Source organism: Paenarthrobacter sp. NPDC089988 (assembly GCF_044748465.1).
Lineage (GTDB): Bacteria > Actinomycetota > Actinomycetes > Actinomycetales > Micrococcaceae > Arthrobacter.
In genome coordinates this window covers 471968-485230 of record NZ_JBIVGD010000001.1, presented here as the reverse complement: position 1 = coordinate 485230, position 13263 = coordinate 471968, and the positions used below count along the sequence as shown (strand labels likewise).

At 64.3% G+C, this 13263-nt stretch carries 14 protein-coding genes; 3 read left to right on the top strand and 11 right to left on the bottom strand.

What is annotated here, in order from left to right; all coding sequences use genetic code 11:
* Positions 1–16 precede the first annotated feature (16 nt).
* The 5 genes from ACIPV6_RS02270 to ACIPV6_RS02250 all read right to left on the bottom strand — a co-directional run bounded on the left by ACIPV6_RS02270 (position 17) and on the right by ACIPV6_RS02250 (position 4151).
* Positions 17–958 carry a hypothetical protein gene (locus tag ACIPV6_RS02270; RefSeq protein ID WP_400269334.1) on the bottom strand — a complete coding sequence of 314 codons (942 nt, stop codon included), beginning with the start codon at positions 956–958 and terminating at the stop codon, positions 17–19.
* Complete coding sequence (locus ACIPV6_RS02265) at positions 955–1938, bottom strand: hypothetical protein (protein ID WP_400269333.1); 984 nt, start codon at positions 1936–1938, stop codon at positions 955–957. The genes ACIPV6_RS02270 and ACIPV6_RS02265 overlap by 4 nt, the downstream gene beginning before the upstream one ends.
* A 105-nt stretch (positions 1939–2043) precedes the next feature.
* Complete coding sequence (locus ACIPV6_RS02260; RefSeq protein ID WP_400269332.1) at positions 2044–2265, bottom strand: hypothetical protein; 222 nt, start codon at positions 2263–2265, stop codon at positions 2044–2046.
* Positions 2262–3464, bottom strand: a complete 1203-nt coding sequence (locus tag ACIPV6_RS02255; protein WP_400269331.1) for an anion permease — start codon at positions 3462–3464, stop codon at positions 2262–2264. The genes ACIPV6_RS02260 and ACIPV6_RS02255 overlap by 4 nt, the downstream gene beginning before the upstream one ends.
* A 177-nt stretch (positions 3465–3641) precedes the next feature.
* The gene (locus ACIPV6_RS02250) at positions 3642–4151 is read right to left on the bottom strand and encodes an HAD domain-containing protein (RefSeq protein WP_400269330.1); all 510 of its coding nucleotides are present in this window, start codon (positions 4149–4151) and stop codon (positions 3642–3644) included.
* A 110-nt stretch (positions 4152–4261) separates the two neighbouring features.
* Here ACIPV6_RS02250 and kynA point away from each other — a divergent pair, with 110 nt between their 5' ends.
* Genes kynA through ACIPV6_RS02235 form a run of 3 tightly spaced genes read left to right on the top strand, consistent with a single transcriptional unit; the run spans position 4262 to position 7268 of the window.
* A complete protein-coding gene (gene kynA / locus ACIPV6_RS02245; protein WP_400269329.1) occupies positions 4262–5146 on the top strand; it encodes a tryptophan 2,3-dioxygenase in 885 nt (294 codons plus the stop codon).
* Positions 5147–5178: 32 nt separating this feature from the next.
* A complete protein-coding gene (gene kynU / locus ACIPV6_RS02240; protein WP_400269328.1) occupies positions 5179–6414 on the top strand; it encodes a kynureninase in 1236 nt (411 codons plus the stop codon).
* The gene (locus ACIPV6_RS02235; protein ID WP_400269327.1) at positions 6411–7268 is read left to right on the top strand and encodes a PaaX family transcriptional regulator C-terminal domain-containing protein; all 858 of its coding nucleotides are present in this window, start codon (positions 6411–6413) and stop codon (positions 7266–7268) included. The genes kynU and ACIPV6_RS02235 overlap by 4 nt, the downstream gene beginning before the upstream one ends.
* Here ACIPV6_RS02235 and ACIPV6_RS02230 read toward each other — a convergent pair.
* The 6 genes from ACIPV6_RS02230 to ACIPV6_RS02205 form a co-directional block, all read right to left on the bottom strand.
* Positions 7240–8625 carry an MFS transporter gene (locus ACIPV6_RS02230; protein WP_400269326.1) on the bottom strand — a complete coding sequence of 462 codons (1386 nt, stop codon included), beginning with the start codon at positions 8623–8625 and terminating at the stop codon, positions 7240–7242. The genes ACIPV6_RS02235 and ACIPV6_RS02230 overlap by 29 nt on opposite strands.
* A 31-nt stretch (positions 8626–8656) precedes the next feature.
* The gene (locus tag ACIPV6_RS02225; protein ID WP_400269325.1) at positions 8657–8947 is read right to left on the bottom strand and encodes a Dabb family protein; all 291 of its coding nucleotides are present in this window, start codon (positions 8945–8947) and stop codon (positions 8657–8659) included.
* Positions 8944–10602, bottom strand: a complete 1659-nt coding sequence (locus tag ACIPV6_RS02220) for an FAD-dependent oxidoreductase (protein WP_400269324.1) — start codon at positions 10600–10602, stop codon at positions 8944–8946. The genes ACIPV6_RS02225 and ACIPV6_RS02220 overlap by 4 nt, the downstream gene beginning before the upstream one ends.
* Positions 10603–10651: 49 nt before the next feature.
* Positions 10652–11467: an SDR family NAD(P)-dependent oxidoreductase gene (locus ACIPV6_RS02215; protein ID WP_400269323.1), complete on the bottom strand. Its 816-nt coding sequence runs from the start codon at positions 11465–11467 to the stop codon at positions 10652–10654.
* A gap of 176 nt (positions 11468–11643) precedes the next feature.
* Positions 11644–12438 (bottom strand): IclR family transcriptional regulator, encoded by a 795-nt coding sequence (locus ACIPV6_RS02210; protein ID WP_400269322.1) that lies wholly within the window; start codon positions 12436–12438, stop codon positions 11644–11646.
* A gap of 49 nt (positions 12439–12487) precedes the next feature.
* A complete protein-coding gene (locus tag ACIPV6_RS02205; RefSeq protein ID WP_400269518.1) occupies positions 12488–13225 on the bottom strand; it encodes a GntR family transcriptional regulator in 738 nt (245 codons plus the stop codon).
* Positions 13226–13263: the final 38 nt, after the last annotated feature.

Here is a 13263-nt window from a genome sequence, read left to right as displayed (position 1 = left end):
AGCCAGTAGGGGCGCTTCAGTTGGATCCGGCGTTTCCGTACTCCACCCGGACGCTGCCGTCATCGCGAAGCACCACCACGCGGCCTTGAGCGAGCGTCCAGCCGTCGTTGAGGAGGAAGATCCTCCCGCCGCTCACTACCAGCAGCCGCAGCCCCGAATACCGGTACAGGGGGTTGGCCTCGGTTCCCGCCGATTCCTCGCGCACATTGGGCGCGGTGACGGCCAGCCGTTCCTTGCTGTACACCACTGCCGTTGGCAGGAGGCTGGACCGTTGCTGGTAATCGACGGCGGCACCACGGCCCAACGCCTGGGCGTAATCCGAGGTGCCCCAAAACAGCAGCAACGTCACCAGTACGAAGACCAAGGACCGCTCAAGTGCCTTCGGCGTCAGCCGAAGGTTCCTGGATGGCGGAGCAGAACGGCGACGGACGCTGAGGCCCCAGGCGCCCACCACCAGTCCGGCAGCAATCAGGAAGGGAACGTAGAGCAGCGTGCGGTCCGGTTGGGCAACCACAACCACCCACATCACCGCGGCATACGCGAAGCCGAGGACCACCACCACCATGGCTGTCCGGTGAAGCAGAACCCTGTGCCGGGCTGCGCCCAACAGCCGGGAGACCGCACGGTCCAGCATCAGCCACAGCAAGCCGAGCACCACGAGCCATGCGAGGGGCTGGAAAAGCGACTGTATGCTCCGCAGGATGAAGTCCTGGACGGTGTAACCAAACAGGCTCACGTCCAGCCCCATGGCTTTGGCCTGCGCGTCGGTGCGCGCCCAGCCAAAGTAGACCAGGAGGGCCGTGGCTACCGTCAGGGGCGGACCGATCACAGACAGCACGTCAAGGGTGCGCTGCCAGCGGGTGTTAGCCAGATTCAGGTCCGCTGTTTCGGCGGAGGCGGTTGGCTCTGGTTGCGGATCCGATTCCTGGGCAGAATCGGGTACTGCACCTGCGCTCATGGCGTTGCCGTCGGTGACGGCGTCGCGGAAGGGCTGCCGGGCATGGGACTGGTACCGGCCGACGATTGTCCCTGACCTGCCGTGGGATTCGGCTGGGCGGAGGCTGCGTCCTCGTAGAAGAAGGTCACCGTGCCGGTGATGTCCACCGTGTCCGTGATGGAAACCTTGACGGTGTCGCTGCCGGGTGCGGCCGGCGGCATCTGGATGTACATCGTCTGGTAGTCGCCGCCGCCCGAAACGATCTCGGGGAACGCCGGCTGTCCGTCGAAGAGAATGTCGCCCACCCGCGCGTAGTAGCCGTCCAGCCTTACGATCGTGCCGCCGCTCCGGGGTCCGGACGCGCGCTGCAGTCCCGGTATCGGAACCAGGTTTTCATCCACCACCGTGAGTCCGCTGAGGTGCCTCGGACACGCTTGGCCCGGTGCCGTCGTCGCCTTCAGGGGAAGTGCCGGAGTCGCGCGGTGCTGGGCGAGGACCGCGGCCGACGTTGCTGCCACTGTGGATTCCAAGCACTGGGTCTGCGGCACACGGGGTGTTGCGGCGACGGCGTTGGAAGCTTTCAGCCAGTCCTGTTGGCTGCCACTTTGCACGGCTTTGCAGACGGCGGCGGCGGCCTGCCACACGGCGGCGTCCGGATCGCCCTCGGCGCTCTCTGCAAGAGCATCGCACTGGAACTGCTGCAGCAGGAGGTAGCGCTGGCCGGATGTCGGGTCGTTGGGGCCAACGGGTCCGATGGGGACCCAGCGGACCACGGGCGCTTCAGCTTGAGGGGCTGCCGGACCGGCAGGGCCCACCGGCTGTTGCGCGGTAGGTCCGACGGCGGTTGGCTGGGCCGCGGAGGAAGCGGACGTTGCCGCCGGTGCTGGATTGGGCGACGGACTATCCGGATTTGTGGCTGGTGGGAGGCACGCAGAAAGTCCCAGCATCAGGACGGGAACAAGGGCCAGTCCGATGAAGTGGCTTAGGGATTGGCTCTTCATGACAGCCCCACATCTGCCGGATCACCATCGTGCAGTGATGTAAGTTCACTGCTGATTATTCTCCCGAATGGACTTTACTGCCAGAGCGGCACCGGGGTACGGGGGCTACTTCCCGAAGTACGGCACGATCAAGTAGATGCCGAACAGGACCGCGAGGCCGCAGATCCCGAAGCAAACGTAGGCAAGCGATCTGATAATCATCGGCGACTTCTGCTGTGCGTCACCCGCGATGGCAGTCAGGCGCACACCCAGGGAGTACAGGACCACGAGGGTCACGGCCGCCACGAGGGTTACGCCGGCAACCTGCAGCAATTCCAACCATTTCATCGCTGCATATCCTTGTTCATCGTGGTTTTGGCTTTCTTCTTCTTCCGGAACCGGACGGCGTACCCGGCTTCTTCGACTTCCACAGCGTTGTGGTGGCCCACATGGGATTTCCGCGAGGCAACGAACATGAACAGGACGGCGGCGGTTCCTGCCACGGCCGCAATGACGACTCCCACCACCCCAATGTTGACCAGCAACGCGGTCAAGGCTCCAACAATGGCGGCAGCCGGGAGTGTGAACAACCAGCCAAGGGCAATCTTGCCCGCCGTGCCCCACCGCACCGAGGTGCCTTTGCGGCCCAGGCCGGAGCCGATCACCGAACCGGAAGCAACCTGCGTGGTGGAGAGCGCGAAACCCAGGTGCGAGGACGCAAGGATTGCCGTGGCCGTGCTGGTTTCGGCCGAGAAGCCCTGGGCCGGCTTCACCTCGGTGAGGCCAGACCCCATGGTGCGGATGATGCGCCAGCCACCGGCATACGTTCCGATGGCGATCGCGAAGGCACAGGCTGCGATCACCCAGAACTGTGGTCCTGAGCCCGGGGCCTGGGTGCCCGCGGCGATGAGGACCAAGGTGATGATGCCCATGGTCTTCTGTGCGTCATTGGTGCCGTGCGCCAACGCCACCAGGCTGGAGGTGAAGATTTGGCCGGTCCTGAATCCGCCGCGTTTCTGGGTGAGCTTGTCCCCCGTTTCGGGATCGTGGCGCGAGGTCAGCGCATAGGCGAGGCGGGTACAAATGTAGGCCACTACACCGGCGATCAACGGGGCGAAAACGGCCGGAAGGATGACCTTGAGGAGCACGGTCTCAAAATTGATCGAATGCAGGCCAATGCCCACCACTGCAGCACCAATGAGGCCACCGAAGAGTGCGTGGGAGGAACTGGACGGGAGGCCCTTCAGCCACGTGACCATGTTCCACAGGACAGCGCCCATGAGCCCCGCGAAGATAATGTCCGGGGTGATATGGATACCGTCGGATCCTTCCCGGATGAGGCCGCCGGAGATGGTCTTGGCTACCTCCGTCGAGAGGAAGGCGCCCACCAGATTGAGGACGGCCGCCAAGGCAACTGCCGTCTTGGGCTTGATCGCCCCCGTGGCGATGGGCGTGGCCATCGCATTGGCTGTGTCGTGAAACCCGTTGGTGAAGTCAAAGAAAAGGGCCAACGCTATTACCAGCGCGACCATGAAGGTGATTTCCACCTGTTGCCCAATCTGCAGAGTCGACGTTCAGCAGTTTCACTTCCCCGTACCTGCCACGCACAGCATAGTTCAGCAGATGTTCACTCACTGGACTTGCCGAATTCTTCACGGCGGGCTTGAAACCTTAAGAATCCTACGTGCCAGCCCCCGGGGGGGACAAACGAATCCCGGGCGTCCTCAGCCCAAAAATGACCTGACCGCCGCCAGGTCGCGCCGGGAAAGCCCTCGCCGGGGATCCGGTGAGATACACAGCACACGGTCCCGCTGGTAATCCGCCCAGGACTGCGCTTCCGCCTCCTGCCCGAGTTGGTCATCGAGCCAAATGAACCGTTCGGCCCCGGAAGTGGCGAGATCCTTCTGGAGGGCCGTCAATTTCCACCATTCAGGGCCCGCATCCCAACCCTCACTGGAAAGAACGGGCCACTCCTGGCCATTGAGGCCGATTGCGGGGCACAGGAACTCCGGAGCGAGCCGCTCCCACGTGGTGAGCCACACAAAGCGCGCTGCCGGATGCTCGGCGATGAGGTTGAGTTCGGCAACCAGCCCGGGAGCATAGGCGACGTCAAGAATGCCGGCATCGGCTATGTGCCACTCGCCGCCCCAGTCTGTGACGCCCAGCGGACTGAACGGATTCACCACGCCGTCGACGTCCAGATAAATGGATACGGGCACAATGGACATCGGCATCGTTCTCCCTTCCCCAAAGGTTCACGTTCAGCGTACGGCACGCGTTCCGGACGGAAAAACGGCCCAAATCAATTCCTTGACGTGCGTCATGTGAATGATATTCTGGAGACATGGAAAAGCCTGCGGCAGAGTCGCCGAACGCCCATTCGCACCGAAGCGTCCGCCCCATCGAGGAGACGGTGCGCACGGATTTCCGGCATGCGATGTCCTATGGCGGGTACCTGGGCCTGGACCGGCTGCTGAGCTCCCAGCATCCGCTGAGCCAGCCGGAGCACCATGACGAATTGCTGTTCATCATCCAGCACCAGACCAGTGAGCTGTGGCTCAAGCTGGTGCTCCACGAACTGTTGGAAGCCCGCCGCCTCTTCGACCAGGACAACCTTGGGAAGGCCTTGAAGTGCATCGCCAGGGTGAAGGCCATTCAACGCACCATGACTGAGCAATGGTCCGTGCTCGGCACACTCACACCCCGCGAATACGCGCAATTCCGTGGCTTCCTGGGAAGTTCCTCCGGCTTCCAGTCCTACCAATACCGGGCAGTGGAGTTCCTCCTCGGCAACAAGAACCGGGGCATGCTGCGGGTCTTCGAAAGCGATCCCGAGGCTCACGCCCTGCTGAGCGCGCTGTTGACCGAGCACACACTCTACGACTCCTTCCTCCGCGTCCTGGCCCGCGCCGACTACGACATTCCTGCCGACATCCTGGACCGGGACACCAGCGAACCGTGGTCCTACCGCAAGGACCTGGTTCCCATTTTCCAGAAGATCTACGAATCCGATGACACGCCGTGGGGCCTGTACGAGGCCTGCGAGGACCTGGTGGACGTCGAAGACAACTTCCAGGCCTGGCGCTTCCGCCACCTTCGCACGGTCCAGCGGACCATCGGCTTCAAAGTGGGAACCGGTGGCTCCTCGGGCGTCGACTTCCTCAAACGCGCGCTGGACCTGACCTTCTTCCCCGAGCTGTACGCCGTCCGCACCGAGATCGGCAACTGACCCTTTTCCGGCCCCACCCAGCAGGAGCAACCATGAGCACACAGCAAACCCGGCCGCCCGCGTCCGCGGAACTGGACGCAAACGATCCCCTCGCAGCCCAGCGTGAGGCCTTCTACACTCCCGACGCCGGTCAACTCACCTCCTACCTCGACGGGAACTCCCTCGGCAGGCCCCTCAAGGCCACTGCCGCCACCCTGCAGTCCTTCGTCGAAGACGCGTGGGGCAGCCGGCTGATCCGCGGCTGGGACGAACAGTGGATGGACGAACCCACCCGCGTCGGTGACCGGATCGGCGAAGTGGCCCTCGGCGCCGCCCCCGGCCAAGTGACAGTGGGCGATTCAACGTCCGTGATGCTCTACAAATTGATCCGCGCCGCAGTGGACGCCCAGCCCGGCCGTAACGAAATCATCATCGACCGGGACAACTTCCCAACGGACCGTTTCATCATCGAAGGCATCGCCGCCGAACGCGGCGCCACCATCACCTGGATCGCCCCCAACCCCGCCAGCGGCGTCCGCGCCGCAGACCTGGACGGCCTGCTGGGCGAGCGGACCGCCGTCGTGGTCCTGAGCCATGTGGCCTACCGCTCAGGGTTCCTGGCCGACGCGAAGGCAATCACCGACGTCGTCCACCACGCTGGCGCCCTGATGCTCTGGGACCTCTGCCACTCCGTGGGCTCCGTACCCCTGGAACTGGACGCCTGGGACGTCGACCTCGCCGTCGGCTGCACCTACAAATACCTCAACGGCGGACCCGGCTCCCCCGCCTTCGCCTACGTGAACGCCGCCCGCCAAGACCTTCTGCAGCAACCCATCTGGGGCTGGATGGGCGCCGCCAACCCCTTCGGCATGACCGAGGCCTACGAACCGGCCAAGGGAATCCGCCGGTTCATCACCGGAACCCCGCCAGTGCTGGCCATGCAGCCCCTCAAGGACATGGTGGAACTGATAGCGTCGGTCGGCATGGACGCCGTCCGGGAAAAATCCATCAAACTCACCGACTACGCCATCGAACTGGCCGAAGAGTACCTGGTCCCCCTCGGCGCGGAAATCGTCAGCCCCCGCGACCCCGCAGAACGGGGATCCCACATCACCGTTGACCACCCCCTCTTCGCCGACGTCACCGCCCGGCTCTGGGAACGCGGGGTCATCCCCGATTTCCGTCCCCCGCACGGCCTCCGCATCGGCCTGTCCCCCCTCAGCACCAGCTACGCCGAAGTCGAACTCGGCGTCCTGGCCATCCGCGACGTCCTGACTGAACTGCAGTGAGCGCCGTCCTCGACGACATGGACTCCCGCCCCGGGAGCACCACGTCGTTGTTGCGGACCGTGATCGGACTCTACTTGCGCGAGGCCGGTGGGTGGATGTCCACCAAGGACCTCGTGCTGCTGATGGAAGCCCTGGGAGCGTCCGGGACGGTCACCCGGACCGCGCTGGGGCGGCTGCGGAAGAAGGACGTGGTCCGCTCGGAATCGAGAGACGGCACACCCGGCTTCACCCTGACCGAGGGCGCAGCAACCATGCTGGCCCGTGGCGACCGCCGGATCTTCACGCCCCGCGCCATGGATCCCGGCGATCCGTGGTGCCTCGTCTCCTTTTCCATCCCGGAAAGCGAACGGGAGAAACGCCACCAGTTGCGCCGCCGGCTCCATTGGATTGGCTGCGGCACTGTGGCCGCGGGCCTGTGGATCTGTCCCGACACGTTGCGGGACGAGGTGGAGGAAATCCTGGCTGACTTGGCACTTCGGGAGATGGCCACACTTTTCGTGACGCAGGCTCCGCTGGTCGGCGTCACCCCGAAGGAAGCGGCCGCTAAGTGGTGGGACCTCGATGCCGTGGCCGGATTGCACCGGGATTTTCTCCGTGAGCACAACGCCTCCGCCCCTGATGAGGCCGTGGATACCGGAGCGAAGGCGTTTGCTACGTACGTCCAAAGCATCGACCGCTGGCGGATCATTCCCTACCTCGACCCCGGCCTGCCATCCACATTCCTGCCCGACGACTGGCCAGGGACCCAAGGGACCGCCCTGTTTCGCCGGATCGTGGAAGCCTATGCAGGGCCCAGTGCGGAGTTCGTGCGGGACACCCTGGGCGTCACGGCGTCGCTTGCTGCTGGACGCTGACAGTCTCCCCTGGCTGCTGCTGGTTCTGCCCGGCAATACCCCGCAGGTAAGGTTCCCCGAGTTGCCCGATGGGGGTCCTGGCTGTTTCGCGGGAGAGGAAGACGGAGACAGCAGCCAAGCCCATGCAAAGAACCGCGAACCATGCGACGGGAAGCCATCCGTCGGCGCCCTTGCCGAGCAGGAGGCCCGCGATCAGTGGACCAAATCCCGCTACGACCAAGCCGAGTTGGTTGCCCAGGGCCATGCCCGTGTAGCGGACAGGCGCCGCGAACAACTCCGCGAAATACGCTGGCCAGATGCCGTTGAAGCACGAGTACAACAACGTCATGTTGACGAAAGCTGCGGCGAAGACGAGGACGATGTTTCCGGTGGACAACGCGCCGAAATAGGCAAAGATCGTGACGGAACACCCGATTGCCGCCGTCAGGAGCAGGGGCCTGCGCCCAACGGCGTCCGAAAGCTTCGCCACCAGAGGCATCACGAACATCGACAGGCCGATGGCGACCGCGTTGACGGTCAGGATGGACGCCTTGTCGAAGCCCACTGAACCCGTCGCGTACGCGAGGCCGAACACCGTGAAGATGGTCTGCATGACGGACATGATGGACATCCCAACAACACGGAGCACATCCGCCCACTGGAACCGCAAGACGTCCCGAAGCGGCAGCCTGGTGACGGCGCAACGCTCTTTTGCCTCGTCGAAGACCGGGGTCTCGTCAAGGTGGGTCCTGACCCAATAGGCGATGGCGAGGACAACGATGGACAGCCAGAACGGGATCCGCCATCCCCACGTCATCAACGATTCCGCCGGCAGTGCGGCCACAGGGATGAACACCAGGGTTGCCAGCACCATTCCCGAGGCATACCCGGTCATGACGAAGCTCGTGAAGAAGCCGCGCCGCCCGTCGGGGGAATGCTCAAGGGTCAGGGTGGAGGCTCCGGCGGATTCCGCTCCGGCCGAGAAACCCTGGGCGAGCCGTCCGATGACCAGCAAAACAGGCGCCCAGATGCCGATCTGGTCATAGCTGGGAAGGAAACCAATTCCCAGTGAGGCCAGCCCCATCACGCCGAGCGTGATGAGCAGGATCTTCTTCCGGCCCAGTTTGTCGCCGAAGTGGCCCATGACCAGACCTCCGACGGGCCGCGCGACGTAGGCAACGCCGAACGTGGCGAAGGCACCCACCAGGCCTACGGTGGGATCCTCCGAGGGGAAGAACAGGGGCCCGAAAACGAGGGCCGCCGCCGAGCCATAGATAAAGAAGTCGTAGTACTCAAGCGTGCTGCCCAGGAACGAGGCGAGGGCAGCTTTCCGGGGTGTCTTTCGCGGCCGTGATGACTGCGTGGTGGTGCTTTGCATGTGGATCTCTCCTTGGACGGCGTTGTCCTGCTTACAAGTGGAAGTCAACGGCGATGATCTGCTCGCTGTTGGGAAACGAATATTTCTTGAGTGGTTCGTGGAGGGGGTGGCTGTTGTACACCCCGATGTCCTCGACAGTGTTGAAGTCGGCCACAATCGCGTAGTCGAAGGACCGCTCGTTCCCGAGGACATCGGGTCCGTGGGTCAGGTGCAGCATCCCCGGAATGGTTCCACGCATCCGGTCCAGGCCTGCGATCCACGCAGCCATGTCTGCTGGAGGAAAGCCGGGCCTGAACTTGAACAGGACAGTGTGGCGGATCATCCGCCGACTCCGGCCGCAACGGGGGTGTAGGCCGCGGGCTGGCCGGACACGGTGCGGCCGGCCAGGTAGCCCATGGTCATGATCGGTCCCAAGGTCGCCCCGGCGCCCGGGTAGCCTGCGGCGTAGGCATTCTCTGCGGTGTTGCCGGCCGCGAACAGGCCGGCAATGGGTTGTCCGTCCACGTCCAGGACGCGGGCCAGGCCGTCCGTTGCCACGCCACCGTTGCTCCCGAAGGCGCCATTGACCACTTCCAGTGCGTAGAACGGACCCTTGTGCAGCGGGCCAAGCGACGGATTGGGCCAAGGGCAGGCGTCGTCTCCCCAATACTGGTCGTATTTGCTCTGGCCGCGCCCAAAATCAGGATCTTCGCCTTTGACCGCAAAGGTGTTGAAGCGCTCCACGGTGGCCTTGAGGTTCTCCGCGGGAACTCCGATCTTCACAGCCAGTTCTTCGAGCGTGGGGGCCTCGATGAGGTAGCCGGGAGTGGGTTGGCCCGCCCGGTGGGCGAGGATTCCGTAGCGTTCCAGGTAGCTGTGGTCGAAGACCACGTGGGCAGGGGTGTTGAGTGTCTGGTTGTTTGGCGAGTCCCAGGACTGCAGGCAGCGGGCCAGATCGTTGTAGTTCTGGGATTCGTTGGCGAACCTGCGCCCATGGCGGTTGACCATCAGGGATCCTGGCCCTTGCCGCTCGAAACGGAGCAGCGTGCCCACCGGCTGGCCGTCCCTGGTGTCTCCGGTGATAGCCATCGGCGCCCACCAGGCCTCGCGCGTTCCACGGGTCTGCGCCCCGATGCGTTGTGCCATCTTGAGGCCGTCGCCAGTGTTGGACGGTGGCGAGCACATCACGTAGAGCCGGGATGCCAGGAGTGAGTCGGCCAATGCTTTGTCCCACTCGAACCCTCCTGTGGCGAGCACCACGCCGTCGTTCGCGTGAAAAGTCTCGCCCGAGGCGAGCTCGACGCCCACTACCCTGCCGCCGTCGTACAGCAGCCTCTGCCCGCGGGCCCCGGTGACCAGTGCCGCACCGTCCCGGAGGAGGCTGGCCAGGAGCATAGCCACCAGGGCGTGGCCCTTCGCAACCAGTCCCTGCTCCTGGCGCTCTGCAAGTTCCGCCCAGGGGAACTTGGTGAACGCGCCCCAGGTCTCGTATTCCTGCATGGTGAAGGGAGCACGGCCATCCGACCGGACGTGCGGGGCGAGGTCACCGAGGGCCTCGCGGGCATTGAACAGATCCGGCTCAACGGTCCGGCCACCGTCCACTGCACCGGGCAGGTCCTGGCGATAGTCGGGGAAGTTGTTCAAGAAGATGAAACGCACGCCGCATTCTTCCTCGGCGAAGCGAAGCATGGTGTCGCCATGGTTCAGCGCGGCGTCCAGGAGTTCGTCCCGGCCCCTGCCCCGGGCGACGGCCCTGACGTACTGCGCCGCCGCCTCCTTGGAGTCGGTGAGGCCGGCTTCGCGGGCGTGGTGATTGTCCGCCACCCACAGCATGCCGCCGGACACTGCCGACGTGCCGCCAAGGAGGTCGGTCTTTTCCAGCACGACGACGGATTTTCCGGCGCGCGCTGCGGTCGCGGCCGCCGTCAAAGCGCCGGCTCCGGAACCTGCAACCACGACGTCGAAGGTATTTGATGGAGTGCCGTTCAGGTATTTCATGGGGAACCTTTCCAGGTCTTTTGCTTGGTCGTCCGTAGGGGCGGGGGCGTTAGACAGCCGTGTAGCCGCCATCAATGACAAGCTCCGATCCCGTGGTGAAACGCGATTCGTCGGAGGCCAGGTACAGCACGCCGTAGGCGATTTCCTCCGGCTCACCCTGGCGGGGCACCGGGTTCCCACCCACGAGTTGCTTGTAGTAGGCCTCGGGTCCGATGTCCGATTGTTCGGCCGAGCGCCGGCTCATCCGGGTGTTCATGGATCCGGGGTGGATGGAATTGACGCGGATGCCGTGGGAACCGTAGGCGGCGGCATCGGACTTGCTGAGGAGGCGAACCGCGCCTTTCGTGGCGTGGTACAAGGGCACGTTGCGGCCACCGGTGATCCCGTGGATCGAGGAGAAGTTGATGATGCTCCCGGCCTTCCTCTCCAGCATCAAGGGGACCACGTGCTTGGTCATCAGCCAGACCCCTTTGACGTTGACATCAAAGAGGAGGTCGAAGTCCGCCGTGGATGCCGTGTGGCTGGCGCCCGCGGGACCGATGATGCCCGCTGCGTTGACCAGGATGTCCGTACCGCCGAAGTTCCGGGTCACTTGTTGGACAACGTCGGCGATGCTGGCCTCGTCGGTAACGTCAACGTCGTATTCAGTCACCGAGGGGTGGGCGACGGCAGCTGCGGTACCCTTCCGGTCCAGGCTGGCCACCCGCGCACCCTGGGCCGCCAGCAGACGGACAGTCGCACTGCCCAGGTCTCCCCTACCGCCGGTCACGATTGCGACTTTCCCCGCGACGCGCTGCTGTCTTGGGGAATGTGTGCTTCCTGCTTCTGCCGCGGTCTCCTGGCCGGGGCTGGATACTGTGGGCACGTCCTTCTCCTTGCTTGCCGCGTCCTTGCGGCAGGTAGAACCTTGCTGTCGGCGCAGGGCAGCACGCATCAAGGCAGGTATTGCCAGGAAGGGTTGGTGGGCGAGTTGCCCGGCGCTTGTTTCCACTCTGGCAGCTTCAGTGTGGGTGGAACCACAGCATTACCGATGAACGGGAATCAGGCCTGTCCGTTGCTTTGCCGAAGCGCGCCTTTCAGCTCTCCCCGCCATCCGAGGGCGCGGGAGATACCGCGGGCAGCCGTCATGAGGACGGGAACACGCACGGGCGCATTCTCCTCATTCCTGGGCACCACGACGCTGAGCGCGGCAACCACGGTGTTGGACCGCCCAAAAACGGGCACGGCGATGCCACTGGATTCCGGGACGATGATTCCTGGCATGACGGCGAACCCACGGTGCCTGATCTGGGCCAGGTGCCGCCGTAACTCAGGGGGATCAGTCAATGTTGAATCCGTGAATTTCTGCAAAGGTCGTGACAGAAACAGTTCCTGGTAGGCGGCCGGGGAATGGGCCAGCAAGACCAGGCCGGAGGAGGTCCCGTGGACAGGGAGCCGACCGGCCACTTTGGTAATGTCCACCATCGATTCCCGGGAACCGATCCGCTCAATGTACAGAACTTCGCCGGAATCGAGGATGCCCAGGGTTGTGGAGTGCTGGACTACCGACTGTACGTCCTCCATGAAGGGCAGCGCGGCTTCCCGCAGGCCCACCATGCGGGAACTGCGGGAGACGAGTTCCCACAGCTTGGTCCCGATCCTTACTTCCGAATTTGGCTCCCGTTCCAAGAGCCCTTCGGCGAGCAGTTCACCGACCAATCGGTACGTGGTACTCACCGGGAGGCCGGATCGGCGCGACAAGGCAGCGACGCTCATGGTGCGGTGCTCGTCGTCGAACGCTTCGACCAGACGTACCACTCTTCTGATCACGGACTCTCCGGTGGGCGAATTGGCCACGATGCCTCCTGGTAGCTCGCCCCAGACTATGACGTGGACGGCTTCCGGCCTACTCCCCGCGGTCCGCCTGGACCCGCGAGACAAACTTGAACCGGTCCCCGCGGAACGCGCTGCGGGTCCATTCCACCGGCCGGCCCTCGGCATCCCGGCCCAGACGGTGGACCACCAACAGGGGCGCACCCATTTCGATGCCGAGCAACTGCACGTCGCCAGGCCCGGCGAGGGCGGTTTCCACGGTGTCCTCGACGTCGGAAATCCGGATGCCGTACGCATCGGCCAGAGCCGCGTACAGCGAACCCGCCTTTGACAGGTTGGCCTTGAACCGGGGAAGCCGCCCGGGAAGCCAGGCAACCTCGTGCGCCAGCGGTTCGCCGTCGATAAGCCGGATCCGCTCCAGCCGCGTCACGGGATCTCCTTGCTCCAGCCCCAAGTGGGCCGCCACCTCGGCGTCCGCGTTCACTACCGCCAGCGCCAGGAGCTTTGAGTCGGGGCGGAGCCCTTGGCTGCGGGCATCGTCCGAAAATGACGTCAATTGGCGGACATGCGTCATTTTCGGAGGCGCCACAAACGTTCCGCGGCCCTGGACCCGGCCAAGCTTGCCTTCAGCCACAAGCTCGCTGATGGCCTGCCGGACGGTGGTGCGTGAAGTCTTATACGTCTCAGCGAGTGCCCGTTCAGTGGGGATGAGGGTGCCCGGCTGGAGTCCTGAGATGAGCGCCAGGACCTCGGTCTTGAGGACGTAATACTTTGGAGCACCCGGCGCGACATCTGTGGACATGTTGGACATCCTACTTGTAGACACAAATATTGGTCTATGCCAATCTA

Excerpts from the sequence above, each read along its gene's own strand:
- ACIPV6_RS02270 (WP_400269334.1), bottom strand. The coding sequence starts at position 958 with ATGAGCGCAGGTGCAGTACCCGATTCTGCCCAGGAATCGGATCCGCAA.
- ACIPV6_RS02265 (WP_400269333.1), bottom strand. The coding sequence starts at position 1,938 with ATGAAGAGCCAATCCCTAAGCCACTTCATCGGACTGGCCCTTGTTCCC.
- ACIPV6_RS02260 (WP_400269332.1), bottom strand. The coding sequence starts at position 2,265 with ATGAAATGGTTGGAATTGCTGCAGGTTGCCGGCGTAACCCTCGTGGCG.
- ACIPV6_RS02250 (WP_400269330.1), bottom strand. The coding sequence starts at position 4,151 with ATGCCGATGTCCATTGTGCCCGTATCCATTTATCTGGACGTCGACGGC.
- kynA (WP_400269329.1), top strand. The coding sequence starts at position 4,262 with ATGGAAAAGCCTGCGGCAGAGTCGCCGAACGCCCATTCGCACCGAAGC.
- kynU (WP_400269328.1), top strand. The coding sequence starts at position 5,179 with ATGAGCACACAGCAAACCCGGCCGCCCGCGTCCGCGGAACTGGACGCA.
- ACIPV6_RS02230 (WP_400269326.1), bottom strand. The coding sequence starts at position 8,625 with ATGCAAAGCACCACCACGCAGTCATCACGGCCGCGAAAGACACCCCGG.
- ACIPV6_RS02225 (WP_400269325.1), bottom strand. The coding sequence starts at position 8,947 with ATGATCCGCCACACTGTCCTGTTCAAGTTCAGGCCCGGCTTTCCTCCA.
- ACIPV6_RS02220 (WP_400269324.1), bottom strand. The coding sequence starts at position 10,602 with ATGAAATACCTGAACGGCACTCCATCAAATACCTTCGACGTCGTGGTT.
- ACIPV6_RS02205 (WP_400269518.1), bottom strand. The coding sequence starts at position 13,225 with ATGTCCAACATGTCCACAGATGTCGCGCCGGGTGCTCCAAAGTATTAC.